This is a genomic window from Faecalibacterium sp. Marseille-P9312 (assembly GCF_902497445.1).
Lineage (GTDB): Bacteria > Bacillota > Clostridia > Oscillospirales > Ruminococcaceae > Faecalibacterium > Faecalibacterium longum.
In genome coordinates, this window is sequence record NZ_CABVEW010000006.1 from 173,609 (window position 1) to 200,109 (window position 26,501).

The window sequence follows — 26,501 nt, forward strand, 5'->3', positions numbered from 1 at the left end:
TTAAGAAAGGAGAAAACCAATGCCTACTTTTAACCAGCTTGTACGCAAAGGCCGCCAGGTCCTGGCTACGAAGAGCACTGCTCCCGCACTGCTGAAGACTTACAACTCTCAGAAGAAACAGTATTCTGATCTGAACAGCCCCCAGAAGCGCGGTGTCTGCACTGCAGTCCGTACCATGACCCCCAAGAAGCCTAACTCTGCTCTGCGTAAGGTCGCCCGTGTCCGCCTCACGAATGGTATCGAGGTCACCTCTTACATTCCCGGTATCGGCCATAACCTGCAGGAGCACTCCGTCGTGCTGATCCGTGGCGGTCGTGTTAAGGACCTCCCCGGTGTGCGTTACCACATCATCCGTGGTACTCTGGATACCCAGGGTGTTGCAGGCCGTAATCAGGCCCGCTCCAAGTACGGCGCAAAGCGTCCTAAGGCCGGTGCTGCAAAGAAGTAATTGAGGAACGAACCGCCATAAACGGCTTTCCATTATATAAATAACAAGTCCGCAGAAACGTGCGGAGGGCAACAGTTTATGTAAGGTCAGCTCTTTGTGACACAACGGGAGTTTTATTACTTTCGAGTACCGATGATATCATTCTGTGAAGGAGGGAAGAAAGATGCCTAGAAGAGGTAACATTGCTAAGCGCGATGTCTTAGCTGATCCTATTTACAATTCCAAGATGGTCACCCGTCTGGTCAACAGCGTCATGCTGGACGGCAAGAAGGGCGTCGCTCAGAAGATCGTTTACGAGGCTTTCTCCATGATTCAGGAGAAGACTGGCAACGATCCTCTCGAGACTTTCGAGAAGGCGATGGAGAACATCATGCCCAGCCTCGAGTGCAAGACCCGCCGTGTTGGCGGCGCTAACTACCAGGTCCCCCTGGAGGTCAGCCCCGCTCGCCGCGAGACTCTGGGCCTGCGCTGGCTGACTGCTTACAGCCGCAGCCGTGGTGAGAAGACCATGGCCCAGCGCCTGGCTGCTGAGATCATGGACGCTGCCAACAACACCGGCAACGCCGTGAAGAAGCGCGAGGATACCCACAAGATGGCCGAGGCCAACAAGGCTTTCGCTCATTTCCGTTATTGATCTGTTCTGTAGGAGGTTAATTTCATGGCTACTCCCAGAGAAGTTTCTCTTCAGATGACGAGAAATATCGGCATTATGGCCCACATCGATGCTGGTAAGACCACCACTACCGAGCGTATTCTGTACTACACCGGCATCAACCACAAGATCGGCGAGGTTCACGACGGCGGCGCTACCATGGACTGGATGGTCCAGGAGCAGGAGCGTGGTATCACCATCACCTCCGCAGCTACCACTTGCTACTGGAGCCACTCTGAGACTCAGAAGGACCCTGTTGCATTCAAGAAGAATCGTCACCGCATCAACATCATCGACACCCCGGGCCACGTTGACTTCACTGTTGAGGTCCAGCGTTCCCTGCGCGTCCTGGACGGTTCTGTGACCGTTCTGGCTGCCAAGGGCGGTGTCGAGCCTCAGTCTGAGACCGTCTGGCGTCAGGCTGATGAGTACAAAGTCCCCCGTATGGTGTACGTCAACAAGATGGACACCATGGGTGCTGACTTCTTCCGCTGCATCAAGATGCTGCACGATCGTCTGCACGCCAACGGCGTGGCCATCCAGCTGCCTATCGGTCAGGAGGATACCTTCCGTGGTATCGTTGACCTGGTCGATATGAACGCTGAGGTCTACTACGACGATATGGGCAACGATATGCGCACCGAGCCTATTCCTGAGGATATGAAGGAGCAGGCTGAGGAGTATCGCAACATCCTCGTTGAGGCTGTTGCCGAGAACGACGAGGCTCTGATGGAGAAGTACCTCGAGGGTGAGGAGATCACCCGTGAGGAACTGAAGGCTGCTATCCGCAAAGAGACCATTGCGAACACTCTGGTCCCCGTTGTCTGTGGTTCTTCCTACAAGAACCGCGGCGTGCAGAAGCTGCTGGACGCTATCGTTGACTATATGCCCGCACCTACCGATGTCGAGGACATCAAGGGTGTGAATCCTGAGACCGAAGAGCAGGAGACCCGTCCGTCTTCCGACGACGCTCCCTTCGCAGCTCTGGCTTTCAAGATCGCTACCGACCCCTTCGTTGGTAAGCTGGCATACTTCCGTGTCTACTCCGGTAAGGTCGAGGCAGGTACTACTGTCTACAACTCCGTGAAGGACAGCAAGGAGCGTATGGGCCGCATCCTGCAGATGCACTCCAACCACCGCAAGGATATCGACTGCTGCTACGCAGGTGATATTGCTGCTGTCGTTGGTCTGAAGAACACCACCACCGGTGATACTCTGTGTGATGAGAATCATCCCATCATTCTGGAGTCCATGAAGTTCCCCGAGCCCGTTATCCGCGTCGCCATCGAGCCTAAGACCAAGGCCGGCAACGAGAAGATGGGCATCGCGCTGGCAAAGCTGGCCGAAGAGGATCCTACCTTCAAGACCTACACCGACGAAGAGACTGGTCAGACCATCATCGCCGGCATGGGCGAGCTCCATCTGGAGATCATCGTCGACCGTCTGCTCCGTGAGTTCAAGGTCGAGGCTAACGTCGGCGCACCTCAGGTCGCTTACCGTGAGACCATCCGCAAGGAGGCCAACCAGGAGACCAAGTACGCTCGTCAGTCTGGTGGTAAGGGTCAGTACGGTCACGTCAAGATCAAGATCGAGCCCAACGAGCCCGGTAAGGGTTATGAGTTCGTCAACGCCATCGTTGGCGGCGCTATCCCGAAGGAATACATCCCGGCTATCGACAACGGTATCCAGGGTGCTATGAAGTCCGGCGTTCTGGCAGGCTATCCTGTCGTTGACGTCAAGGTCACCCTGTGGGATGGTTCTTATCATGAGGTCGACTCCTCTGAGATGGCCTTCTCCATTGCAGGTTCTATGGCCTTCAAGGATGCTATGCGCAAGGCTGATCCTATCATCACCGAGCCTATCATGAAGGTCGCTGTCATCGTTCCCGATGAGTATCTGGGCGATGTCATCGGCGATCTGAATGCTCGCCGTGGTCAGATCCAGGGCATGGAGGCAATGGCTGGCACCCAGCGTGTCAACGCATTCGTTCCTCTGGCTCAGATGTTCGGCTACGCCACTGACCTGCGTTCCAAGACCCAGGGCCGTGGCCAGTATGTCATGGAGCCGTCTCACTACGAGCCGGTGCCTAAGAACATCGCTGATCAGATCATCGCAGGCCGCACCAAGGGCTGATCGTTGAAAAACGGATAAAGATTTTGCCGGGGTAGTGTAGCTCCGGCAAAATTTCCTGTAAAACACTTGATTTTACAGGTGGAATCTAGTAGAATAGTTTTGCAATGCAATTCTGTATTAGCAGGACTGTTGTAACCAATATCAAAACCTAATTTAAGGGAGGATATTCCAATGGCTGAAAAGGCAAAGTTCGACCGTTCTAAGCCGCATGTTAACATCGGCACCATCGGTCACGTTGACCACGGCAAGACCACTCTGACCGCTGCTATCACCAAGTACCTGGCTCTGAAGGGTGACGCAGACTTCATGGACTACGCCAACATCGATAAGGCTCCTGAGGAGCGTGCTCGTGGTATCACGATCAACTCCGCTCACGTTGAGTATCAGACCGACGCTCGTCACTATGCTCACGTTGACTGCCCGGGCCATGCTGACTACGTCAAGAACATGATCACTGGTGCTGCTCAGATGGACGGCGCTATCCTGGTCGTTGCTGCTACCGACGGTCCCATGCCCCAGACCCGTGAGCACATCCTGCTGGCTCGTCAGGTCGGCGTGCCCTATATCGTTGTCTTCATGAACAAGTGCGATATGGTCGACGACGAGGAGCTGCTGGATCTGGTCGAGATGGAGATCCGTGAGCTGCTGTCCGAGTACGACTTCCCGGGCGACGACACCCCGATCATTCGTGGTTCCGCTCTGAAGGCTCTGGAGTCTGACTCTAAGGATCCCGATGCTCCCGAGTATGCTTGCATCAAGGAGCTGATGGACGCTGTCGATACCTATATCCCCAACCCCGATCGTGAGGAGGACAAGCCCTTCCTGATGCCCATCGAGGATGTCATGACCATCTCTGGCCGTGGTACTGTTGCTACCGGTCGTGTTGAGCGTGGTATGGCCAAGGTTGGCGATGCAATGGAGATCGTCGGCATCAAGCCCGATCGTCTGAGCACCACCATCACCGGTCTGGAAATGTTCCGTAAGTCTCTGGACTTCGCTGAGGCTGGCGATAACATCGGCGCTCTGCTGCGTGGTGTTGACCGTACCCAGATCGAGCGTGGCCAGGTTCTGGCTAAGCCCGGTTCTGTTCATCCCCACAAGGTCTTCGAGTCCCAGGTCTACGTTCTGACCAAGGACGAAGGCGGCCGTCACACCCCGTTCTTCTCCAACTATCGTCCTCAGTTCTACTTCCGTACCACCGACGTGACCGGCATCATCACCCTGCCGGAAGGCACTGAGATGTGCATGCCTGGCGATAACGTCATGATGCACGTTGAGCTGCTGACCCCCGTCGCTATGGAAGAGGGCCTGCGTTTCGCTATCCGTGAGGGTGGCCGTACCGTTGGTTCCGGCGTCGTCGGCAAGATCATTGAGTGATCATGTCCTTGAACGTCAGTTCTAAGGCGAACTAAGCACTGATAAAGACCTTCCCATTCCGGAGAGTGGGAAGGTCTTTTTTGTTTGCTCTTGTGCTGCGGGGGCCGGGCCGCTATAATAAAAGAAAAAGCCGCTGTCCGGCGGCGGAAAACGAGGAATGGATATGAAGCTTCCCGAGAAGAAACAGCGCTGGGTCTATCATGCAGAGGCTCTGCCGCAGACGGCAGGCGAGGGCGTCACCCGCCGGGTGCTGGCCTACACCGACGGCCTGATGTGTGTGGAGAACACCTTCGAAAAGGGGGCCGTGGGCGCACTGCATCACCACCCCCACACCCAGATCACCTATGTGGTGTCGGGCGCGTTCGATTTCACGGTGGACGGCGTGACCCACACTGTGAGGGCAGGGGATACCATCCTGAAAGAGGACGGCGTGGAGCACGGCTGCGTCTGCACCGAGGCCGGCATCCTGCTGGACATCTTCACCCCCATGCGGGAGGATTTTGTCTGAGAGGCTGCCCGCCGCGCCCATCACGGGGCATAAAAACACCCTTTCTTTGCCTTGACCGGCAGGGGAAGGGTGTTTTTGCATTTCCGGCCCGGCGAAAAGTAAACAAATAAAATGGCGAAACTTTGTAGATTATTACCATTGAAAAAGTAGGGGGGGGGGGTAGAATGGTAAAAAAGACCTGTGCCGAGCTGGTGCAAAAAGCGGGAACGACACCCCGGGATGCCCGCCATGCGGAGGCGAACGAGGGATCCTTTTTGCTGCGGGACAGGCTTGGAATGTACAACAGGGAGGATTTTGTATGCAGCGAAAAGATTTAGCTTTGCGGGTGCTGTCTACGGCAGCCATCATGTCGATTGTTACGTCCATTGCAGCCCCGGCCTTTGCGGGTACTTACTATATCGGCAAAGGCAGCATTGACGTAGTAACGAGTACGGACGGCGAGCATGTACATGTGATTCAGAACGGAATCGCCTACATAGATAGGGACAACGAGATCGTGATCAAGGACGGCACCGACGAAAATGATACCACCCTGAAGGATGCTGACCGTGCTGCGGCGACCCCTGCGGTAGCCCCTGCCGCCACCCCCGCCACGCAGGAAGCAGCCGGGCCTGCGGACGCTGCCGGGGAGAGCCAGCCTGACCCGGACGATGCCTTTACCCTGAGCGAGGAAGAGGAGGACTCTGAGGAGGGTAAGGACCCCACAGAGAACCCCACGGACAACCCCACGGCGACTCCCGCAGAGAATCCTACGGACGACCCCACGGAGAATCCCAAGAAGGATGTGGTGTACGAGTACGACCCGGCAGACCCGAATCCGGAGCAGCAGGCCACGAAACTCGCCCCCACCTCTGCCGCCCCTGCGGCAAAGACCAATGAGACCACTCTGGCCGCCGCCCCCACCGCCACCCCGGCGGCTGATCCCGCCACTACGACCCCGGCAGAGGGCAGCGCCAAAAAACCCACTAAAAACGTCATCCGGGTCATCAACGATTGGGCTGAGAAGGTGCTGAATATCCGGCTCAGCAATGTGAATATCGAATCGGATACCAACAGCAAATATGCGGACGGAACAACGGACGTTTTGTTTGACACTCACCACAGCGTGTCGGCAGCAGAGGTACAGGGTACCGGAAATACCAAAATTGAGCTGGACGGCCAGAATGTTCTGGACAGCAGTAAATGTGTTTTTTGGGCGGGCCTGAGCAAAAAGGGCAGCGGAAACCTGACCATTACGGATGAGACCAGCGACAAGGGCGAGAACATTACCGCAAAGGAGGAAACAGAGACCTCCGGAAGCCTGAGGGCAGAAGGAGGATGTTACAGAAGTAACAGTCTTTCCGGTGGAGGTGCTGCTATTGGTGGAAATTACGGTCAAGCCACGGAGAATATCACCATCGAAGGGTATGCAACGGTAAAAGCAAATACAAAGGATAATAATGGAGCCGGCATCGGTGGCGGCGCTGGCGCAAAAGGCAGCAATATCACCATCCAGGGCCATGCCAATGTTACGGCAGACGGCGGGAAGACCGGAGCCGGTATCGGCGGTGGATCCACTGGCATTAGTTGTGATGGGGATGCGGAGAACATCATCATTCAGGGTTATTCCAAGGTGACGGCAACCGGATGCGGAGGAGCTGCCATCGGCGGCGGCGTCGGCAGCGGCTACGCGTGTTCCAAGATTACTGAGGCCAAAAATATTGTGATCCGTGACCATGCAACGGTCGTTGCAAAGAACACTGGCAGTGGTGCCGCCATCGGTGCTGCGTCGGGTGGAAATGGCGAGGTGACCATTGGCACGGATGGCGCTACGGCAGAGAAGGAAGATGTCCATGTGACGGCAACCGGATGCGGCGGAGCTGCCATTGGCAATGGTGGAAAAGATACCAAAGTCACCATTCAGGGCCATGCGACCATCCGGACGGCAAGCACTGTAAATTTTGTGGCGATTGGAAGTGAAAACGGGAATGTAGAGGTCACCATAAAGGACAATGCTGCGATTGATACAGAGGATACTGCGTTCGTGGGCAATTCGCCCACCTCAAGCTCCGCTATCGGCGGCGTCACTATGTACAGCTCTGCAGACCGAACGGTCAAGGTGACCATTGACGGCGGAGAAAACGGAAAAGTGGAGATCGGCAAGAACAGTGTATTATCTGGATTGTATGGTGCAATTTCCGGCACCGAGGTCAAGATCGGCAACAACGTCTTACTTAAAATGAAGGGGAGGTCTTCGTCTGGTAGCAGGTATATCACAGAGAACATGTTCAATGACGAGGCTGCGGTGGGCACAAGAAGTAACCCCACAGCAGGGGGTCTTGTAAATACTATTGGCGATAATACAGAGCTGTGGTATACTGACTACAATGGTGTACTGCAGAAGATCGTCCATAGCAAGAACCTTTGCAAGAAAGAGCTGGTGAGTGAAACCGCCGCTACCTGCACTACCCCCGGCAGCAAAACGTACAAATGCACCTTTGAGAGCTTTGAGAGCAATAACAGCGCTGTCAACCCGGAGCACACCGAACAGTGGACGGAGAATACAGCTATTGACCCCGACGCACATGATTGGGGCGAATGGAAAGTGACCACCCCCGCCACCTGCACCAAAGAGGGCGTGGAGACCCGTTACTGCAACCGTGACCACAGCCATGTGGAGACCAGAACGACCCCCGCCACCGGCCACCACTGGAAGGACAACGGCGACGGCACCCACACCTGCACCAAGTGCGGTGCCACCGAGGGCCAGCCTTTCAACACCAACAGCGCCCTTGAGCTGCGGGTGGTGGACGCTGAGGGCATGGACCAGCCCTTTACCGTGAACCAGAACGGCACCCTGCGCACCTACACCGGTGCCTACGACACGGCCACCCTTACCGGCGACCTGGACACCCTGCGCTACCTGCAGGACCACGGCGCACAGACCATCCAGTTCGTCACCAATGGCCAGACCAGCAGCTTTGTCATCAACGACCTGCTGGCACAGGGCAGCGGCAGCGAGGTGTTCTACCTCACCCACCGTGGGGCCGAAGAGCCCACCCTGCTGCTGGTGGAGGCAGACCACAGCGAACTGGTGAAAGACTAACCATCCCCGGCGGCGGGGCTCTCCGCATGGCCCCCCCACCTCCATATTGCAAGACCCCCGGCACCTTCCGCAGGGTGCCGGGGGTCTCTTTGCGCCGCAGGGCAAAAAAAGGCCCCGGCCTGCCCGGTGGGGGCGAGGCCGGAGCCTTTGCTCATGCTTTGGGGGGTGCTGCCGGGCAAGCTCAGGCGGCAGTGGAAGAAGCGACCTCGGAGGAAGCAGCCTCAGAAGATGCAGCCTCGCTGGAGACCTCGGATGCGGCCTCAGAAGATGCAGCCTCGCTTGCAGCCTCGGAGGAAGCGCTGTTCTCCTCGGCCACGGCAGAGGTGGAAGCAGCCTCAGACTGAGCGGCAGCAGAAGCAGCCTCAGAGGTAGAAGCAGCAGTAGAAGAAGAGCTGCCGCAGGCAGTCATGCTGACAGCCAGGACCAGAGCAGCAACGGTAACACAAACATTCTTGAGTTTCATATCGAAAATCTCCTTACTTTTGAAAAAACAGTTTCGCGGAAGGCTGTACAGGTGAAACCTTTCCGCAAAAAGATATTCTAGTCCGTTTTCGAAAAAAATCAAGCCCTTTTTTGGCAAAGATTCTATTTGCCAGAGAGATTCTACACTTTTGTTATAACTTTTCTCCAAAAGTCAAGGATTTTTGACGTGCAAAAACGAAACACTCCGGGCTTTTCCGAAAGAGAAAAGCGTGGTATAATATCGCTAACGCGATATTCTAGTTTTATGCGCAGCGCCTCGCCGCTTGCTCCTGCGGAGCTGCGTGGCAACCGGCTTTGGATGCGCAATGATACCATTTCACTGCGTTCATGGTATAATATCGCTAAGCAGAAATGGATCCCGCAAATCATGCGGATGATATTGAGGTGGAACGATATGGACATCAAAAAAGTGGCAGTTCTGGGAGCCGGTGCGGTCGGCTCCTACGTGATCTGGGGGCTTTCGGCCCGCAGGGACATTGAGCTTGGCGTGGTGGCCGATGGCCCGCACGGCGAGCGTCTGAAGAAGGATGGCTGTGCCATCAACGGCAAAATCTACCGCCCGGCGGTCTGGACGCCGCAGGAGGCGCATGACGCCGACCTTCTCATCGTCTGCCTGAAATACGGCGCATTGCCCGGCGCACTGGACAGCATCAAAGCCGTCACCGGCCCCCATACCACCATCATGAGCCTGATGAACGGCGTGGACAGCGAGGACATCATTGCCTCTGCCGTGGGTGGGGAGCATCTGCTTTACTCCCTCATCAAAGTGGCGTCCCACAAGGAGGCGGACGGCTTCCATTTTGACCCGGCGACCACCGTTGGCATCATCTTCGGCGAGAAGGAGCCGCCCTGCGACAGCCCCCGCGTCAAGGCCGTGGAGGCCCTGTTCGGCGGCACAGAGCTGCACTTCCGGGCCACCGACTGCATCCGGGAAGAGATGTGGAGCAAGTTCCGCCTCAATGTCTGCAACAACCTGCCCCAGGCCATCCTCGGCGCAGGCGTAGGCTGCTACCGTGACAGCGTCCATATGAAGGCCATCAGCGACGGTCTCCGCCGTGAGCTGGAAGCCGTTGCCGCAGCCAAAGGCATTGATATGCAGAAGGTGGATGCCGTGTCCGGCAAGGGCTGTGCCGTCAAGCCCTCGGCCCGCTACTCGACGCTGCAAGACCTCGACGCCGGACGCCATACCGAAATCGATATGTTCTCGGGTGCGCTCATCCGGATGGGCAAAGAGCTGGGCATCCCGACGCCCTACAATGAGTTTGCGTATCACATGATAAAAGCGCTGGAAGAAAAGAACGACGGTAAGTTTGATTATACCGGCCCGAATCAGGAAATGACATGGGCAAAGTGACAGGAGAAATGCAGATGAATATTACGGTCTATCTGGGGGCCAATGAGGGCAGCGACCCGGCCCTGAAACAGGCGGTGGAGGAACTGGGCCGCTGGATCGGCGAGAGCGGGAACGCGCTGGTCTACGGCGGCTCCCGCAGCGGCCTGATGGGGCGTCTGGCCCACAGCGTTCTGACGGCGGGCGGCGAAGTGACCGGCGTCGAGCCGCAGTTCTTCATCGACTCTGAGGTGCAGTATGACGGCCTGACCAGACTCATCGTCACGCAGGACATGACCGAGCGCAAGACCAGAATGATCGAGCTGGGCGACGCCTTTATCGCGTTCCCCGGCGGCACCGGCACGCTGGAAGAGATCGCCGAGGTGATGTCCAAGGTCTCGCTGGGCCATCTGGACGCGCCCTGCATCCTCTATGACCTCGACGGCTACTACGCCGGCCTGAAAGCTCTGCTGGCCCACATGGTCGAGATGGGGCTGTCCAGCCCCGAGCGGCAGAGCGGCATTTATTTTGTAAAGAATCTGGACGAGATAAAGAGCATCCTGAAACGGGCATAAGAAAAGCGCTGGAAGCGGTGTAAAGGCTTCCAGCGCTTTTTATACTGTCTGCTTACATGGAGATGACGCCCAGAGCGTTTGCCACCGAGCTGATGAGGATGATGGCCGCGAAGATGGGGCAGAGGTACTTTATCATAAAGTTGAAGATGCGCTTGCGGCGGAAGGGCTTGCCTTCCAGCGTGACCTCTTCCTCGATTTTCTCTACACCGATGACCCGGGACACCAGCAGGCAGGTGGTGATGGCTGCAATGGGCATCATGACCGAGTTGGTGAGGAAATCGAAGAAGTCAAGGAACTGCATCCCGAAGACCGTGAACCGGGCCAGAGGGCCGTAGCCCAGAGCCGACAGACTGCCCAGCACCAGCATGATGATGCCGATGAGGACGGTGGCCTGCTTACGGTTCCAGCCCAGCTCGTCCTCGAAGGTGGAGACGGCGCTTTCCGTCAGGGCGATGGAGCTGGTGACGGCGGCGAAAAGCACCAGCGTGAAGAAGAGGATGCCCACCACGGTGCCGAGGCCCATGCTCTCAAAGACCTTCGGGATGGTGATGAACATGAGGGCCGGGCCGGCCTGCAGGGTGTCCGGGTCACCGCCCGAGAAGGAGAAGACCGCCGGAATGATCATCAGGCCCGCCATGATGGCAATGGCCGTGTCGAAGATCTCCACGTTCTCGGTGGACTCCTCGATGGAGACATCTTTCTTCATGTAGGAGCCGAAGGTGACGAGGATGCCCATTGCGATGGAGAGGGAGTAGAACATCTGCCCCATGGCGGTCACGACGGTCATCCAGGAGAAGTTGGAGAGATTCGGCACGAGGAAATACTTCACGCCCTCCAGCGCACCCGGGCGGGTGACGGAGTAGCCCGCGATGATGACGGACAGCACCACGAGAATGGGCATCATTACCTTGGAGACCCGCTCCACGCCGTTGCGCACGCCTGCAAAGATGATGGCAAGGGTGAAGATGGTAAAGATGACAAAGCAGATCTCCGCCGAAGCGCCGCTGGAAATGAAGGCCGAGAAGTAGCCGTCTGTGGCCAGCTCACTGCCGTGGCCGCTGACGTAGTCGGCCAGATACCGGATGACCCAGCCGCCGATGACCGAGTAATAAGGCACGATAAGGATGGGGATGATGGCGTTTATCCAGCCGCCGAAGGAGCGCCCGCCCTTGCGGACGGCGGCGAATGCGCCCACCGGGCTTTTCCTGGTCATCCGGCCCAGCGCCGTCTCGGCCACGATCATGGTGTAGCCGAAGGTGAAGGCGAGGATGATGTAGATGAGCAGGAAAATGCCGCCGCCGTACTTTGCTGCGAGGTAGGGGAAACGCCAGATATTGCCGAGGCCTACCGAAGCGCCTGCCGCCGAGAGGACAAAGCCGATCTTGCCCGAAAAGGCGCTTCGCTTGTGTTGATTTTGGTTCATTAGATTCTCCTCTTTTCAAAAATTTGAATAAGTCCAGTGTAACACTGCCGCAGGTGGGATTCAACAGATTTCCCGATAAAAACCGCGAAATGCATCGAAAGAATCGAACGGCAGCATTAAAAAATAAGCACAGAGGCCCAGAGACCTCTGCGCTTGAAGATACAGATTCAGTCCACTACCGGCACATCCAGCCCGAATTCCAGCGGGCGGAAACGGGGGCAGACGTTCTCTGTGATGCAGATGACCGACGCGGCCAGGCGGCTGCCGATCTCACAGGACTGGGCCAGATTCTTGCCGTAGGTCAGGCCGATGACCGTACCGGCAAAGAAGGCGTCGCCTGCGCCGGTGGTGTCGATGACGTCCACCTTCTTGGCGGGTACGACGCCGCACTCGCCGGTGTGCTTGGCGTACACGGCACCCTGACCGCCCATGGTCACCACCATGCTGGTCATGTTGGCGCTGTGGACGTTCCGGGCCAGTACCTGAGCCATCTGGCTGGGGGCGAGATGCTCATAGTCGTCCGAGAAGAGCAGACCGGCCTCCTGCTGGTTGCAGACGAAGCAGTCGATCTGCTGCAGATAGTCGCGGCGCTCCATGGCGATGCTCATGTTGGAGACTGCGGCAAAGACCTTTTTGTTGTATTTCCTGGCATAGCGGAGCACCTGCTTGACCGTGTCTTTCTCCAGGTCCAACTCGATGGCGATGGCGTCGCAGTCCTTGAAGATCTCGTCGCCCTTCTCCTCCAGCAGGGTGGTCAGCGGGGTGGTGTCAGGGCGCTTGGAGATGGCAGCGTGGACATCGCCGTCGTTGTCAAAGATGGCCAGCCATGTCCCCATGCCATCGGGGACCTTCTGGATGTACCTGGTGTTGACCTTGTGGTTGTCCAGCTTGTCGATGACGTCCTGGCCCATGCCGGTGTCGTCCACCAGACCCACGAAGGTGGGGCGCAGCTCCACATTGGCGATGTCCTCCGCCACGTTCCGGCTCACACCGCCATGCACCTGTTCAATGCGGCCGGCGTTCCGTCCGCCGGGGATGTAGGTGGAGAGGGGATAGCCCTTGATGTCCACGAAAACTGCGCCGATGACTACGATTCCCATATTTGAAATTCCTTTCCTGAATAAAAGCTCTTTTTTATTTCCATTATAGCGTATTTTACAGGGAGAATCCATCTTTTTTACATTTCTTTGTCGATTGTTTTAGAGATAGGAAGGCGCCGGAGCGGCTTGCGAAAGGCATATGATTGTGGTAATATAAAGAAAAGAACGGTGTTCCAAAACAAATGGCGGAGAAAAGTGCGATGGACGACGAACGGCAGGTCAGCTTTACACTGGGCGGAATGTGTTTTGAATATGACGAGCAGAAGAATCAGACGAATATCTGCAAGCATGGCATTTCCTTTAAGAGTGCAGCCCGTGTGTTTTTTGACTACGACCGCATCGAGCTGTTTGATGAAGAGCACAGTGAAGAGGAAAATCGGTACGACACGATAGGCGACACCTCTGCGGGAATGCTCCGGCAGGGAGGGGGAAACACTCTCATCGGGCAGGCAAATGATATTTTGTTCGTTGTCTACACAGAAAGGATTCGCGTAGAGGAAAATGGTGAGAAAACAGACGTGACGCGACTGATCTCAGCCCGACTGGCAACCAACTTTGAAAGGGGGCTTTATTATGGTAAATGCGAATGATATGACATCCAGACTGGAAAAAGAACTGGCATTTACGGAAAAAGAGCTGGCAGAGCTTGAGCGTGCCAGAAAGATGCCGATCACCTTCGATGAGGACTGCCCGGAAGTTACACCGGAAAAAGCGCTGAAATTCCGGCGTGTGAACCCGCCGCGAAAGCGTTTGGATGCTCACGGAGCATAAAGAGATAGAAAAGCACCTGCTCACGGCGAAAGCTGTGAGCAGGTGCTTTTTGCATATGAAATGTGTGAATTTACGCTTCTTCTGCCTTTTGCGCCCGAATATCGTCGCCCATAAAGAGGAAGGGGACAAAAGAGGAGAGGCGGCTGGAGATTTTTTCGGTGTAGAGCTTTTCCAGCAGAGCGCCGTCGGTGATGTTGGTGGTGACGATGGTGGGCAGCTTCGCGCCCAGACGGTTGTTCAGCAGGCTGTAAAGGGTGCTGATGAGGAAGCTGGAGTTGAACTCGGAACCCAGGTCGTCGAGGATGAGCAGGTCGGCCCCGGCGGCGGTGCGCAGGAGCATCTCTTCCTCCCCGGCGGGGTCGGAGCCGAAGTGCAGGGCCTCGAGCTTCGAGAAGAAGTCGGGGCTGGACACATAGATGACGTCGAAGCCCTTTTCCAGCACCTCTCCGGCGATGGCCAGAGCGGCATGGGTCTTGCCCAGACCGGCGTTGCCGAGGAGCATCAGGCTCTCGCTGGTGGTGTCGAATTCGTCGGCGTAGCCGCGCAGGTCGTCCAGAAGGGTGGACATATAACTCCGCACCGGCTCGCCGAGGGAGGCGTCCATCCGGGCGGGGTAGTAGCGCAGCTCCATGGTATCGAAGCTGGAAATGGAGAGGCTGGACAGAGCCTCGATCTCCGACCGGCGGAGCTGCTGCATCACCTTGTGGACGCAGCTGCAGGTGTGTCCGTCCACAATGCCGGTGTCTTCGCAGAGCCTGCAGGTGAAGTGCGGCTCCAGTGCGTCGGCGGGACGGCCGCTGGAGGCCAGCAGGTCGGCCAGCTTTTTGCGGGCATCGGTGAGGGCCGCAGCGGCATCGGTGCGGTCCTTGCCCGCCGCACCGGCCAGTGCGCAGCGGATGCCCCGCACCCGCACCTCTTCTTCGGCGTGGCGCAGCCCGGGGACAGCAGCCTCGGCCTCAGCGCGGGCGTCCTCCGCCTTGGCCCGTGCGGTCTGACGACGGCGGGCGACGGTGCGCAGGGCTTCCTGATACAGTTCGTTTTTGGTACGCATAGTGTCTCCTTATGCCGGGGGTCACTCGGACTTTTTCTTGAGGGTGCGGCGGCGGGCAGCGTTCTTGAGGAAGTCGTTGCCGCTGGGGGTCTCGCGGTCCACCCGGATGTTCCGGCTGGCTCCGGCAGCGGCCACCGGAGTGCGCACATCGTGGATATTGCGCAGCCCCTTGGCGTTCCAGGTTTTGAGGATGCTGTTCCAGTACCACAGGTCGCGCTTCGGCCCGGCCTGCACAGCGGCCTCCTGCACCATGGCATCGTCGTAGCCGTAGACCTCATACCACCGGGCGATGGCTTTCCGCCCGCCGAGGGTGAGCTCGCTGTCCGGGATGCCCAGCAGGGAGGCAACATACTGTTCCCGGGTCTGGCGGAGGGCCAGCAGCTTGAGGTGAGCGTCGGCCTGTTCGCCGGTCTCCACGCCCTCGGCCCGCCAGACTTTCAGCTCGTGGAGGACGGCGGCCATCGTCCGCTTGCCCCGGCTGGCCACATAGGCCACGCAGAGCATGACGGTCTCGGGGGCAAAACCCTCCTGCACGTAGAGGTTGACCAGCTTTTCCATCTCGCTGTGGGTCAGCGGGCGGGCAAAGCCGGTCTGAGCGCAGTCGATGAGGCTCGAGATCATGGGGTCGGTGCGGCTTGCGGCGGCGATCTCCGCCCAGGTCATGGGGGCAGGAGCAGAGGGCTCTGCTCCCGGCGCGGCGTTCTCGTCGTAGCGCTCGAGAAGCCCCGCACCGGCCCAGAAGGAGAGGGCGCTTTCGGCTGAGATGCGGCTGCGCAGTTTAAGGTCGGCACAAATTTTTTCGGGGTCGGTGACGCCGGTGGCCAGCACATACAGCGCTACCCGGACGTTGTATTCCTCGGCGATGCCCAGCTTGGAAAAGATGAGCTGCGGCACCGGGATGGTGTCGCCCTTGAGCTCTTTGAGACGGTATATCATTTGCTTTCCCCGCTTTCTGCGTCCTCGTCCTTCGGCGGCGGTGACCAGGGCTCACAGTCCAGGATGGAGGGCCGCTGCTTCCAGAGCGCCAGGTCAGTGCTGTAGGCAGAGGACAGATACTCTGCCGCTGCGGCCCGGCCCTCGTCCGTCAGCGGAAAGACCATCTGCCGACGCAGGGCGGGGTCTGTGCGGTCCAGCGCCCAGGGATCGGGCCAGATGTCCACCGTGAGGATGGCTTCCTCTTTCTGTGCGCCCTCGCCGCCGTCCGGGTCAGGCACGCTGCGCTTGCCGGGCGAGAGCAGATAGCGCATCCCGTCTTCGCTGCCGCTGTATTGATTCTTGCACTTGAAATAGTGCAGAAGGGGTACAAAAATCATGACGTCCCTCTCAATTTTAGACTTGCTGAAATGATAAAAGCGCCAATTCTTGACGAATCAGCGCTCTTTTTGTGGAGCAGGATACGGGACTCGAACCCGCCGCCTACTGCTTGGGAAGCAGTCGCTCTACCGGATGAGCTAACCCTGCGTTTACTCATTTATTGTAGCAAAGGACGCGGGTTTTGTCAACCGCTTTTTGGCTCGATTTTGGTCGGAACCAGAAACTCCTCTGTCGGCAGCGTAGAAGATCAAATTTTACTTTATAGCAATTCAACTTTTTAATGCAACAGCAACAGCGTTGAATTGCCTATCGCAAAGATGCCGTTTCGATAGGCACTATTTTTGAAAATTGCGATAAACAAAAAAGACCACCGTTCTGCCCGCAGGAAATAAGGGCAGAACGGTGGTCTTTTGAACGGACTGTGAATTACAGCTCAGCCAGAGCGCGCTTGAGGTTCTGGGCGATCTGGTCAGGGCAGCTGGTGGGGCGGGGGCCGCAGGTGGTGCCTTCCATGCGGGCGATGGCGTCCTCAGCCTTCATGCCCTTGAGCAGGCGGCTGATGCCCTTCAGGTTGCCGTTGCAGCCGCCGATGACCTCGATGGACTCGATGGTGTGGTCATCGTTCAGCACGATGTGGGTCTCCTTGGAGCAGGTACCCTTGTTGGGGTAGCTGAAAGACTTGCTCATATTCAAACTTCCTCTCTTTATATCCGACTGACAGGCGAGCGGACTCGCATAGCATTTTTATTATATACTTGTCAGACGAGGAAGTCAATGTGACCCGGTCACAGAGCGCCGCCCCGGCGCTTGCGGGCCAGTGCCTCGATGCGCGCGATCTGGTCGTCCTCGGTGACGCAGGCACCCACCGGGTGGGGCTTGCCGTGGTTCGCGCCGTGGAAGTCGCTGCCGCCGGTGACGATGAGGTCGTGCTTCTTGCAGAGCTCAGCGCACTCGGCCCTGTCCTCGGGGCTGTTGCGGGGGTGATGCACCTCGATGCCGTCGATGGCCCCTTCGGCCACCAGTTCCCGCAGCAGAGGCATACTCTTGTACACCGTCGGGTGGGCGAACACCACCACGGCTCCGGCGGCCTTTGCCGTGGCCAGCACCTCCCGCACCGGAGGGTAAGTGGGGGAGTGGAGGCACTTGCCCCGCGGCTCCCAGCCGAACAACTCGTGATAAAGCCCGGTGTAGATGCCGTCGCACAGGCCCAGCTGCTGCAGCGCCTGCATGATGCCGCTCTTGAAGAGGACGCCGCTGTCCTGTGCATATTCCAGCGCCTGCTCGGTGCGGAACTGGGGGTACAGCGCCTCGATCTCCCGGCAGCTCTGCAGAGCGCACTCGTTGCGGCGCTGGCGCATGATGTCGCAGTGCCGGCGCAGGGCAGGGCAGTCGAGGTCGGGCCAGAAGGTCAGCAGGTGGACGCGGTGGCTGCGCTCGAAGTCGTAGCCGGTGAGCTCGGCGGCGGGGATGAGCCGCACGCCGTCCTGCACCGGGTGGTCGTAGGCGTACTGGGCGCTGAGTGTGGTATCGTGGTCAGAAAGGGCCAGAGCGCTCAGCCCCAGCCGCGCTGCCATCAGGGGCAGGCGGTGGATGGGGACAGAGCCGTCAGAACAGGTGGAATGAGTATGAAGGTCGCCAGCCATAAGTTACTTTCCCTCGATTTTTACAGATTTCTGCGATTAGTGTACCACAAAAATCATCGGGGAACAAGGGAGCCTTACACGGCCTTGCCGCCCACCGTGAGCGTGGAAGAACGGATGTGGTGGGTGAGAACGACTTCGGCGTCCTCGCCGCCCATGGCCAGCAGCTCGTCCACCGAGAGGGTGGTGGAGCAGAGGATGGTCTGGAAGGTGATGGTCTCGATGCCCTCAGCCCGCAGCTGACGCAGCGCGGCCAGCGAGATGCGGAAGGAGGCTGTGAACCGTCCGACGCAGACGGTGAGGGTATTGCCGCTCTGGGTGCTCGTGTAGGAGATGCGCTGGCCGTCCTTGTCGGTGACGACGAGGCCCGGGAAGACCGACTCCTGCACAGAGGCGCCCGCAGAGCCGCCGCCGGAAGAGGAGGTGTCCGCAGGGACGGGGTAGCCGGGGTCGGTGGGGAGGGTGGTGTCATTGCCCTTGGAGTCGTAGCGGGTGATGGAACTGCCCTCAGCAAGGCCGTTGAACTCCTGCTCGCCGTTCATGTCGCCGATGGCGGCATTGCCCTCGCCCGCCTTGGCAGCGATGGTCACTTTGCCCTCGAGGGTGATGTCGGCCTTGGCGTCGCCTAAGCCGCTGCCGATGCCTGCACCGCCGGGAATCGTTTCACCGGTATCGCTGTCTACATCCGACACGCCGCCGGTCGCGTTCACAGTGGGTGCGCCGCTCTCGTTGCTCTTGATGGTGATCTGGTTGCCGTTGCCGTCTTTGTCGTTTTTTGCACCGTACCCACCGCCAATGCCAGCGGCGTTCGAGCCGCCCCGTGCATCTTTGATGGTGACATTGCCTTCGATGGTCACGTCACCGACACCGAGCGCGCCGCCGCCAATACCTGCGCCATAGTTGCCGCCCGCAGCGGTACCGATCATTGCATTATCTTTGATGATTATCGTGCCGTCGCCAAAAGAGCCGCCGCCGATTCCGGCAGCTTGCTTACCGCCAGAGACATTATCGATTTTAGCGTTACCGGAGATGGTCACGTTGCCATCACCACGATAGCCGCCGCCAATACCAGCGGCGAATTTGCCGCCTTCTGCATTTTCAATGGTGGCGTTATCGGAAATATTCACGTTGCCATCGCCCTCATAGCCGCTGCCAATGCCAGCGCCGCCGTCTTTGCCCAAAGCGTTTTTGACCTGAGCATTGCCGGAGATGTCAATCGTACCGTGTCCGTTTGCACCGCCGCCGATGCCAGCGCCGCCGGTAGCATTGCCTGCGCCCGCGCCAGAGGAACCGCCAATGGATTCTTCGATAACGGCGTCACCAGTGATAGTGACTTTGCCGTTTCCAGAAGTACCGCCGCCGATGCCTGCGGCTTGATCGCCGCCCGTGGCGCGGATAGTGCCGCCGCTTATGGTAATATCGGCGTTGCCTCGATAGCCGCTGCCGCCAATGCCTGCCGCACTTTTTCCACCGACGGCTGTAATGTCACCACCAGTGATTTCGATTTTGCCAGAACTTACGCCGTAACCACCAGCACCGATACCAGCACCGTTTTGGATGCCGCCTGTGGCAGTCAGACTGCCAGCTTTATCATTGTCGTCCTGAATGGTCAGCTTGCCGCTGGTCACATTTCTTTCGCTGTCTACGGTCTGGTTGTGTTCAAGGGCGGCGTGTGCACCACTACCAGAGAGTTTGTTGTCGCCATCCAGCTCAATCGTGGTATTGCCGCTGCCGGTCACGCTCACGGCGGCCTTGCCGCCAGTAGCCTCGATGTTCACATCCTTGAGCGTGACCTCGACCTTATCGTCCTTATCTTTGGCCTCGATGGTCACGGTGTTCTCATCCGACGTGCCGGTGATGATGGTGCCGGTGTCGCCGTAGGTGGTCTTATTGTTCTGGGTGACGTCGTTGCCGGTCTCGCCTGCCGAAATCGTAATGTCACCATTTTCGATGTACCATGTCCCTGCAAAGGCCGGGGCGGCAAGGGTGGTGAGCATTGCGGCGGTCAGGATAAACGCTGCTGCCCGCTGAGAGGCCGGACGAGGCGAATTGATACCCCCCCCGTATGGAGGGGGCGACCCAGAACACGCATCGCAAGCTTACGATAAGACAGCATACAAAAACCTCCTTTGGATGTTGAAAAAATATGGACGTTTGATTGATACAATTATAGCACTTCTGGGGAAGTAAGCAAGCAAACCTGCGTGAAATGCTGCTTTTTGTGCGTGAATGACAAAAAACTATGAAAAATGCCGGCTTTTGCTTTTCTGCACAAGGCATGGTATACTGGAAAAGAAAAATCCGCCAACCCGGCGGGAAAAAGGAGAAACGGAAACATGAAAACGAAATTTGGCATCGTGGGCTGTGGTTTCCTCGGCAATATCGTGGCCGATGCGTGGAAGAAGGGCCTGCTGGAAGACTACGAGCTGGTGGGCGTCACCAGCCGCACCTTCGCTTCGGCAGAGAAGACGGCGGCAAGCGTGGGGTGTGCGGCCTGCGCGGACGTGGACGCTCTGCTGGCGCTGGAGCCAGAATACATCGTGGAAGCCGCTTCGGTGGAAGCGGTGCGTGCAATGGCCGTTCCGGTGCTGCGCCGGGGCGTGAACCTCGTGGTGCTGTCCATCGGTGCATTTGCGGATCTTGCGTTTTATGAAGAGGTCAAGCAGGCGGCCCGGGAGGGCGGCGCAAAGGTGCATCTGGCCAGCGGCGCCATCGGCGGCTTCGATGTGCTGCAGACCGTCACTCTCATGGCCGAGGCCCTGAAGCTGGACGAGAAGGCCGGCATCGAGACCCACACCGGTGCGAAGGGCTTCCGCAACACCCCCGTCTGGGCCGACCATCTGCTGACCGACACCGAGAAGACTACCGTTTTCACCGGCAGCGCCAAGGAAGCCATCGCAACCTTCCCGCGCCGGGTCAACGTCGCTGTGGCCACCTCGCTGGCCACCACCGGCCCCGACATCACCGGCGTGACCATGCACTCCGTACCCGGCTGGGTGGGCGACGACCACTGCATCACTGCCGAGATCGAGGGCGTGAAGGCCGTGGTGGACATCTGCTCGTCCACCAGTGCCATCGCCGGTTGGAGCGCCGTGGCTCTTCTGCGCAACCTCGCCTCGCCGGTCTGCTTCTATTAAAAAGGAGGGAGCCTCATGTTCAAGAAACTGGTGGCCATCGAGCCGGTCAGCCTCATCCCCACAGCAGAGGAAGCGCTGCATCAGTACGCCGAGCAGGTCGAGCTTTACCGCGATATTCCCGCCGACGACGAAGAAATTGTTCGCCGCATCGGAGACGCCGACGCGGCGCTGTTGAGCTATACCTCCCGCATGGGCAAAAACGTCATCGAGCGCTGCCCGAACCTGCGCTACATCGGGATGTGCTGCAGCCTCTACTCGGAGGAAAGCGCCAATGTGGACATCGCCTTTGCCCGGGAAAAGGGCATCAAGGTGCTGGGCATCCGGGACTACGGCGACCGCGGCGTGGTGGAGTACGTCCTCCACGAGCTGACCGGCCTGCTCCACGGCTTCGGGATGCCGATGCTCCACGACGAGCCGGTGGAGATTTACGGCCTCAAGGTGGGTATCGTGGGTCTGGGCGTCTCGGGCCGGATGATCGCCGATGCACTGACCTTCCTCGGCGCGGACATCTCCTACTACAGCCGCAGCCATAAGCCCGACGCCGAGGCCGCAGGCATGAAGTATAAGCCGTTGGACGCTTTGCTCCGGGAGAGCGAAGTGGTCTTTACCTGTTTGAACAAGAATGTCCTGCTCCTGGGTGAGTCGGAGTTCGAGGCGCTGGGGGAGGGGAAAGTCCTTTTCAATACCTCCATCGGCCCCGGCTTTGACTCCGCCGCGCTGGAAAAGTGGCTGGATAAGCCCGGCACCCACTTCTTCTGTGATACCTACGCCGCCGCAGGCCCCGTCAGCGAGGGCTTCTTCCGGCGGCCCAATGTCCACAGCCCGGGTGTCTCGGCAGGCCGCACCAGGCAGGCTTTCGTTCTGCTGAGCCAGAAGGTGCTGGCGAACATCGAGACGGCGCTGGGAGAATAAGCTATAACTTTTGAAAAGCCGCTGCATGGGAGACCGTGCGGCGGCAGACGACAACCCCATGAAGCTCATGAGCATTGCCATGAAGCCGCTGTGCGCTCCGCCGTTCCCGCTGGATTATATTGAGGAAATGACTGCCTTGATGGGCGGCGATGGACGGATGCGGTAAGCCGCAGCCAAAAACGAAAAGGTCGCTGTGTCGGAGAAGTGCTCTGCGGCACCGATGGAAAACTGGAAGAAACTGTGTCGGAGAAGGCATGAAAAAGTACAAAGATAGGGGAGAGTGCTTCGATGGACTATATCAGAGTTACCAAAGAAAACATCGACAAGGAACACATCTGTTGTGCCATGTCCGGCAAACAGAGCTTTGCCAAGAAAGAATGGCTCAAGCAGCGCTTTGAGGAGGGACTTGTTTTTTACCGCAGTGCAGAGCGCGGCAAATGCTTTATCGAGTACATCCCGGCAGAAAACGCATGGGTACCCATTGATGCAGCAGGCTGGCTTTATATCAACTGTCTGTGGGTCTCCGGTTCCTTGAAAGGTCACGGCTATTCCAGCGATCTGCTGGAAGAATGCCTTCGGGATGCCAAGGCGCAGGGCAAAAACGGCGTTTGCATTCTGTGTGCAGAGGGACGTAAACGGGAATTTCTCGCCGACTCCAAGTTTTTGACCCATAAGGGATTCAAGGTCTCAGACATCTCCGATTGCGGCATCAACCTCATGTGCCTGCCCCTTGCAGAGAATGCCCGGCCGCCAAAATTCAAGGACTGTGCCAAGCATCCCAAGGTGGAGGAAAACGGCTTTGTCCTCTACTATACCGACCAGTGCCCCTACACCTATTATTGGGTGCCAAAGGTGCAGGAGGTCGCAAAGGAACATGGGATCCCGTTCAAAGCCGTTCACATCACCGAGAAGGAGACGGCCCAGAATGTGCCTGCACCTGTCACAACATACGCGTTGTTCCGGGATGGGAAGTTTGTGACCCAGAGCATCCAGTCGGACAAGAAATTTTTGAAATTGGCGGCAGAATAATTGAATCAAGCCAGACGCTAGACGCTCAGACGCAGTGCAGCCCATAGAATTGGGGTGCGCTGCGTTTTTTGGAGGATTTTATATGGAAGAAATTGTTGTATATGTTCACGGAAAGGGCGGTTCGGCACAAGAGGCCGAGCATTATAAAGCCCTATTCCCTAATTGTGAAGTAATTGGTTTCGACTACCACGCACAATCTCCATGGGAAGCCACGGAGGAATTTTCCGGATTTTTTACGGCAGTGCGGAAACGCTGCGGGAAGCTCACACTGGTGGCAAATAGCATTGGTGCGTTTTTATCTTTGTCCTCGTTGAATGAGAAATTGGTGGATACCGCTTATTTTATTTCTCCAGTAGTTGATATGGAGCAACTGATTTGCAACATGATGCAATGGGCTGACGTCTCCGAAGCAGAACTTGCAGAGAAACTGGAAATTCCCACGACATTTGGAGAAACGCTGTCGTGGAAATATCTCTGCTATGTCCGAGAGCATCCGATTTCATGGAAAATCCCTACCCGCATTTTGTATGGGGAAAAGGATGCTCTGACCTCCATGGAAACCATAAAAGCCTTTGCGGAAAAGAACAACGCAGAGCTGACCGTTATGCCGGGCGGAGAGCATTGGTTTCATACGAAAGAGCAGATGCAATTTCTGGATCACTGGATAAAGAATAGGAGACCCTGCAATGAAACAGAAAATAAGGACGGCTTCGCTTCTCCTGCTTATGGTTCTGGGAACTGAGTTGGTTGCTTGCCCTGCCTGCGGCAGGGCCGTGCTGTTCGAATCCCTCTGGGTCACAAAGCCAGCGTGTGACTTATGTGTACGCAAAAGAAAAGCAGCAGCGTTAAAATTACGCTGCTGCTAAAAGTGGACCTAGAGGGATTCGAACCCTTGACCTCTCGGATGCGAACCGAACGCTCTCCCAGCAATATCGCTTTTATGCACACCTTATGCACTGCGAGAAAAGAAAAATCAACGTATATTCGTCTGTATAAAATGTTCCGCCATCCAAACGACCTTTCTCGCTCGCAAGTATGGTCTCCAAGCCGCGGATTTTCAAGATGATGCAGTTTGGGGCGTAATATGGTTGGCGGACAAGTGAGCTACAGGCCCTTGAGATGCAACTCACATGGGGTTCAGATGTATCGCATCCCAATTCACAATAAAATACGATATAACGTAAAAGCGCAACTTCCACTCTTGATGAATGGAAGATGCGCTTTTGTTTTTACCCACCAACATATTTCAAAAGGAGAATGCCTATGGATAAAGATTTTATGCTGACCTACTACGACAAAATAGTACGTCCAATATGGACGGAGCTGATGAAGACACCTCGCTACCAGCGGGCTGCCTGTGAGCGCGACAAAATTGAACGTGAGTTCCGGAGGCTGCGGGATGAAAAACTGGGGCGGAAATATCTTGAACTGGATGACGCTCTGTTCCGTGTGCCGGACGGCGGCGTTGTGCAGATGACTTTCCCGGATGGGCACCAGCGTTCCGAGGTGGTCGAATATCTCGATGACTATCACATGAAGATTGGGTCCACAGTGCAGCACATCTGTGAATTTGCAGAGCGCATGGCGCGCAGTCATGCCATCGTGGAGCCGGAGCCGCTGACACAGCAGGAGCAGTGGGCGTGGAATCTGGAATATGACTATTACCTCACCGTGCAGGCAGAGGATGGCGCATGGAATTATGCTCTCTATCAGGGCGACTGTTGCCTGTTGGAGCGCGGAAAAATTGACGCGCCCGAACTGATGATCGAAGAAGTGCGGGACGAAATTATGTACACCCACAACCTACGGAACAAGGACTGCATTCCGCTCACGCAAGAGGAGTTTACCCAGAAACTTGCAGACCGAAATGAGATACAGTCATACCGTATGAAGCAATTCCAGCAAAGCGGCCACGACTGTTATCTGGTCATGCAGCTGCATCAGGATGCAGACCCTGCGCTCCGATTTGCCGCCATGCGCTATCTGAATAAGCAGAACATTGCTCCGTCCATTGAAAATTACGAAATCCTGTACCGGGGCAATCTCCCGGAAGGAAAGCGCAGCGTTCCGCAAGCGGAGTTACTGGAACAACTGTACCAGAAATTCAGCTGCGCCCGCCCAACGGATTATCATGGACACAGCCTGTCCGTCAGCGATGTGATCGCACTTAAACGCAATGGCGAGGTGTCTGTGCATTATGTGGACAGCATCGGCTTCAAGGATTTACAGGGTTTTCTGGACAAGCAGCCGGAACGCACCTCTGTCCTGCAAAATCTCAAAGAGAAGTGCGATGCCCCGGAGTGCAATCCCACCGTCTGTCGGAAAGTGAGGACTGAACATGAACTTTGACCATGAGGAACTCATGCTGATGATGCTCTACAACACCGGCACCCAGCTGGGGCTTATCCACGAACTGCGGCTCATGCAATGCTATCTGATGCCGGACGAGACCGCTCTACGGGAACTGTCGGAGGGCGTTATCGAAAAACTGAAACTGCTGACCGATGCAGAGTTTGCCGAACTGGAATTTCCCCCGGACTGACTTTTGCCGCCTGCGGGCGGCGTACATAAAGTATTTTGTTCTTCCAAAAGATATGCTATAATCAAATTAGACAAAATTCCTCTCTTCAAGCGATTTCTCCGCAATTTTCCTGTGGCTCTGCTCGTATCAAAAATAAGGGACTGATTTTTAATTGTCAGAACGGAGGAACCATTATGGCAATCTTTGAAAAGACCATCCGAAACAAGAATTTTGACAAGTTGCTTCGGAAGCTGGAACAAGAAATCCCGGACAGCAGTTGGTCGGCAGATTTAGAGGCAGGCAGTGATTTCAAAGAGGGCGATGCCCGGTGCAGTGTCCGTGTGTTTGAACGGTACAGCATGATGGGCGGCAACCGCCTGAGTCTGACACTGACCATGTTCCAGAATGGAGATAGCCCGATTCGGCTGTCTGCAATTACAGCGGGCGGCAGTCAAGCGGTGTTCTTCAAGGTGAACACCCTCGGAGAAGAATCTTTTCTGGACGATGTAAAAGACCTGCTGGAGGAAATTTTGGAGGAGTAATATGTTTTTTGGCTGGTTTAACACTGTGTTCAGCATAGTATTCCCACTTATCTTTTTCGGATTGATGTGTCTATTTATTTTTACGCTGATTTCAAATCTTCGCACATGGAACAAAAACAACCACTCACCCCGTCTATCTGTTCCAGCAGCAGTGGTAGCAAAGCGAACTGATATTTCGCATTCCGACGCTGCAAACGCTGGGGATTTGTCTGGTGCACATGGATATAGAACCAGCACCTACACTTCCTATTATGTGACCTTTCAGGTAGAAAGCGGAGACCGGATGGAATTTGAAGTGGACGGAAGCGATTATGGTCTGCTCGTGCAGGGCGACATCGGAAAACTGAGTTTTCAGGGCACCCGCTATCTTGGGTTTGAGCGGAACTAAGCGTTCTCCTACATTATATAGTAAGGAGTACTGTATGAATGATCTGTTTATCCAAGGGCTGACCATCGACTGGAACAGAGTT

28 protein-coding genes and 2 tRNA genes are annotated in these 26,501 nt (G+C 56.8%); 19 read left to right on the forward strand and 11 right to left on the reverse strand.

From position 1 onward, the window contains the following. Positions 1-19: 19 nt before the first annotated feature. The 6 genes from rpsL to F3G95_RS06630 all read left to right on the forward strand — a co-directional run bounded on the left by rpsL (position 20) and on the right by F3G95_RS06630 (position 8,203). The gene (rpsL, locus tag F3G95_RS06605; protein WP_015564943.1) at positions 20-448 is read left to right on the forward strand and encodes a 30S ribosomal protein S12; all 429 of its coding nucleotides are present in this window, start codon (positions 20-22) and stop codon (positions 446-448) included. A gap of 163 nt (positions 449-611) precedes the next feature. Continuing rightward, on the forward strand, positions 612-1,082 hold the full coding sequence (gene rpsG / locus F3G95_RS06610; protein WP_005930552.1) for a 30S ribosomal protein S7: 471 nt from the start codon (positions 612-614) through the stop codon (positions 1,080-1,082). A 24-nt stretch (positions 1,083-1,106) separates the two neighbouring features. Next, the gene (gene fusA / locus F3G95_RS06615; protein WP_149794320.1) at positions 1,107-3,233 is read left to right on the forward strand and encodes an elongation factor G; all 2,127 of its coding nucleotides are present in this window, start codon (positions 1,107-1,109) and stop codon (positions 3,231-3,233) included. Positions 3,234-3,404: 171 nt separating this feature from the next. Then, positions 3,405-4,610: an elongation factor Tu gene (gene tuf, locus F3G95_RS06620; RefSeq protein ID WP_149794321.1), complete on the forward strand. Its 1,206-nt coding sequence runs from the start codon at positions 3,405-3,407 to the stop codon at positions 4,608-4,610. A gap of 157 nt (positions 4,611-4,767) precedes the next feature. After that, the gene (locus F3G95_RS06625; protein WP_347562904.1) at positions 4,768-5,118 is read left to right on the forward strand and encodes a cupin domain-containing protein; all 351 of its coding nucleotides are present in this window, start codon (positions 4,768-4,770) and stop codon (positions 5,116-5,118) included. A 298-nt stretch (positions 5,119-5,416) separates the two neighbouring features. Beyond that, on the forward strand, positions 5,417-8,203 hold the full coding sequence (locus tag F3G95_RS06630) for a PT domain-containing protein (protein ID WP_149794322.1): 2,787 nt from the start codon (positions 5,417-5,419) through the stop codon (positions 8,201-8,203). 181 nt (positions 8,204-8,384) lie between these two features. On the opposite strand, the gene F3G95_RS06635 is transcribed toward F3G95_RS06630, so the two are convergent. Next, positions 8,385-8,666: a hypothetical protein gene (locus F3G95_RS06635; RefSeq protein ID WP_149794323.1), complete on the reverse strand. Its 282-nt coding sequence runs from the start codon at positions 8,664-8,666 to the stop codon at positions 8,385-8,387. A 414-nt stretch (positions 8,667-9,080) separates the two neighbouring features. Between F3G95_RS06635 and F3G95_RS06640 the strand changes: the two genes are divergently transcribed. Together F3G95_RS06640 and F3G95_RS06645 are read left to right on the forward strand one after the other, a co-directional pair. After that, entirely contained in the window at positions 9,081-10,040 is a 960-nt protein-coding gene (locus F3G95_RS06640) for a 2-dehydropantoate 2-reductase (RefSeq protein WP_149794324.1), read from the forward strand. A gap of 14 nt (positions 10,041-10,054) precedes the next feature. Further along, the gene (locus F3G95_RS06645) at positions 10,055-10,591 is read left to right on the forward strand and encodes a TIGR00730 family Rossman fold protein (RefSeq protein ID WP_149794325.1); all 537 of its coding nucleotides are present in this window, start codon (positions 10,055-10,057) and stop codon (positions 10,589-10,591) included. A 52-nt stretch (positions 10,592-10,643) separates the two neighbouring features. Here the strand turns inward: F3G95_RS06645 and F3G95_RS06650 are convergent, their stop codons facing one another. After that, positions 10,644-12,014 carry a sodium-dependent transporter gene (locus tag F3G95_RS06650; RefSeq protein WP_149794326.1) on the reverse strand — a complete coding sequence of 457 codons (1,371 nt, stop codon included), beginning with the start codon at positions 12,012-12,014 and terminating at the stop codon, positions 10,644-10,646. 167 nt (positions 12,015-12,181) lie between these two features. After that, positions 12,182-13,114: a carbohydrate kinase family protein gene (locus F3G95_RS06655; protein ID WP_149794327.1), complete on the reverse strand. Its 933-nt coding sequence runs from the start codon at positions 13,112-13,114 to the stop codon at positions 12,182-12,184. Between the two features lie 200 nt (positions 13,115-13,314). On the opposite strand from F3G95_RS06655, the gene F3G95_RS06660 reads away from it, so the two are divergent. Beyond that, positions 13,315-13,704 (forward strand): BrnT family toxin, encoded by a 390-nt coding sequence (locus F3G95_RS06660; protein WP_243130300.1) that lies wholly within the window; start codon positions 13,315-13,317, stop codon positions 13,702-13,704. Beyond that, a complete protein-coding gene (locus F3G95_RS06665) occupies positions 13,688-13,885 on the forward strand; it encodes a hypothetical protein (RefSeq protein WP_149794328.1) in 198 nt (65 codons plus the stop codon). The genes F3G95_RS06660 and F3G95_RS06665 overlap by 17 nt, the downstream gene beginning before the upstream one ends. Before the next feature lie 70 nt (positions 13,886-13,955). On the opposite strand, the gene F3G95_RS06670 is transcribed toward F3G95_RS06665, so the two are convergent. From F3G95_RS06670 to F3G95_RS06700, 7 genes are all read right to left on the reverse strand, one after another. Further along, a complete protein-coding gene (locus F3G95_RS06670) occupies positions 13,956-14,936 on the reverse strand; it encodes an ATP-binding protein (RefSeq protein ID WP_149794329.1) in 981 nt (326 codons plus the stop codon). A gap of 21 nt (positions 14,937-14,957) precedes the next feature. Next, the gene (locus F3G95_RS06675) at positions 14,958-15,872 is read right to left on the reverse strand and encodes a DnaD domain protein (RefSeq protein ID WP_149794330.1); all 915 of its coding nucleotides are present in this window, start codon (positions 15,870-15,872) and stop codon (positions 14,958-14,960) included. Continuing rightward, complete coding sequence (locus F3G95_RS06680; protein ID WP_149794331.1) at positions 15,869-16,249, reverse strand: hypothetical protein; 381 nt, start codon at positions 16,247-16,249, stop codon at positions 15,869-15,871. The genes F3G95_RS06675 and F3G95_RS06680 overlap by 4 nt, the downstream gene beginning before the upstream one ends. 72 nt (positions 16,250-16,321) lie before the next feature. Beyond that, positions 16,322-16,397 (reverse strand) — tRNA-Gly (locus F3G95_RS06685). 279 nt (positions 16,398-16,676) lie between these two features. Continuing rightward, positions 16,677-16,937 (reverse strand): TIGR03905 family TSCPD domain-containing protein, encoded by a 261-nt coding sequence (locus F3G95_RS06690; protein ID WP_149794332.1) that lies wholly within the window; start codon positions 16,935-16,937, stop codon positions 16,677-16,679. Positions 16,938-17,035: 98 nt separating this feature from the next. After that, positions 17,036-17,893 carry a PHP domain-containing protein gene (locus tag F3G95_RS06695; protein WP_149794333.1) on the reverse strand — a complete coding sequence of 286 codons (858 nt, stop codon included), beginning with the start codon at positions 17,891-17,893 and terminating at the stop codon, positions 17,036-17,038. Between the two features lie 74 nt (positions 17,894-17,967). Continuing rightward, a complete protein-coding gene (locus F3G95_RS06700; RefSeq protein ID WP_149794334.1) occupies positions 17,968-19,887 on the reverse strand; it encodes a hypothetical protein in 1,920 nt (639 codons plus the stop codon). 339 nt (positions 19,888-20,226) lie between these two features. Between F3G95_RS06700 and F3G95_RS06705 the strand changes: the two genes are divergently transcribed. The 5 genes from F3G95_RS06705 (at position 20,227) to F3G95_RS06725 (ending at position 23,710) form a co-directional block, all read left to right on the forward strand. After that, a complete protein-coding gene (locus tag F3G95_RS06705) occupies positions 20,227-21,027 on the forward strand; it encodes an aspartate dehydrogenase domain-containing protein (RefSeq protein ID WP_149794335.1) in 801 nt (266 codons plus the stop codon). A 15-nt stretch (positions 21,028-21,042) separates the two neighbouring features. After that, a complete protein-coding gene (locus tag F3G95_RS06710; RefSeq protein ID WP_149794336.1) occupies positions 21,043-21,939 on the forward strand; it encodes an NAD(P)-dependent oxidoreductase in 897 nt (298 codons plus the stop codon). A gap of 10 nt (positions 21,940-21,949) precedes the next feature. Next, complete coding sequence (locus F3G95_RS06715; RefSeq protein WP_243130302.1) at positions 21,950-22,105, forward strand: hypothetical protein; 156 nt, start codon at positions 21,950-21,952, stop codon at positions 22,103-22,105. A 122-nt stretch (positions 22,106-22,227) separates the two neighbouring features. Then, entirely contained in the window at positions 22,228-22,968 is a 741-nt protein-coding gene (locus F3G95_RS06720; protein WP_149794337.1) for a GNAT family N-acetyltransferase, read from the forward strand. An 82-nt stretch (positions 22,969-23,050) separates the two neighbouring features. Further along, positions 23,051-23,710, forward strand: a complete 660-nt coding sequence (locus tag F3G95_RS06725; protein ID WP_243130303.1) for an alpha/beta hydrolase — start codon at positions 23,051-23,053, stop codon at positions 23,708-23,710. A 127-nt stretch (positions 23,711-23,837) separates the two neighbouring features. On the opposite strand, the gene F3G95_RS06730 is transcribed toward F3G95_RS06725, so the two are convergent. Beyond that, positions 23,838-23,899: transfer RNA gene (locus F3G95_RS06730), tRNA-Ala, on the reverse strand. Between the two features lie 332 nt (positions 23,900-24,231). Between F3G95_RS06730 and F3G95_RS13780 the strand changes: the two genes are divergently transcribed. The 4 genes from F3G95_RS13780 (at position 24,232) to F3G95_RS06750 (ending at position 26,419) form a co-directional block, all read left to right on the forward strand. Continuing rightward, complete coding sequence (locus tag F3G95_RS13780) at positions 24,232-25,317, forward strand: YodL domain-containing protein (protein WP_188117522.1); 1,086 nt, start codon at positions 24,232-24,234, stop codon at positions 25,315-25,317. Continuing rightward, positions 25,307-25,510, forward strand: a complete 204-nt coding sequence (locus F3G95_RS06740; RefSeq protein WP_149794338.1) for a transposon-transfer assisting family protein — start codon at positions 25,307-25,309, stop codon at positions 25,508-25,510. The genes F3G95_RS13780 and F3G95_RS06740 overlap by 11 nt, the downstream gene beginning before the upstream one ends. A 173-nt stretch (positions 25,511-25,683) precedes the next feature. Next, positions 25,684-26,031, forward strand: coding sequence for a DUF6054 family protein (locus F3G95_RS06745; RefSeq protein ID WP_112122180.1), 348 nt, complete (start codon positions 25,684-25,686; stop codon positions 26,029-26,031). Position 26,032: 1 nt separating this feature from the next. Continuing rightward, a complete protein-coding gene (locus F3G95_RS06750; RefSeq protein WP_149794339.1) occupies positions 26,033-26,419 on the forward strand; it encodes a DUF2500 domain-containing protein in 387 nt (128 codons plus the stop codon). The last annotated feature ends 82 nt before the right edge of the window (positions 26,420-26,501 follow it).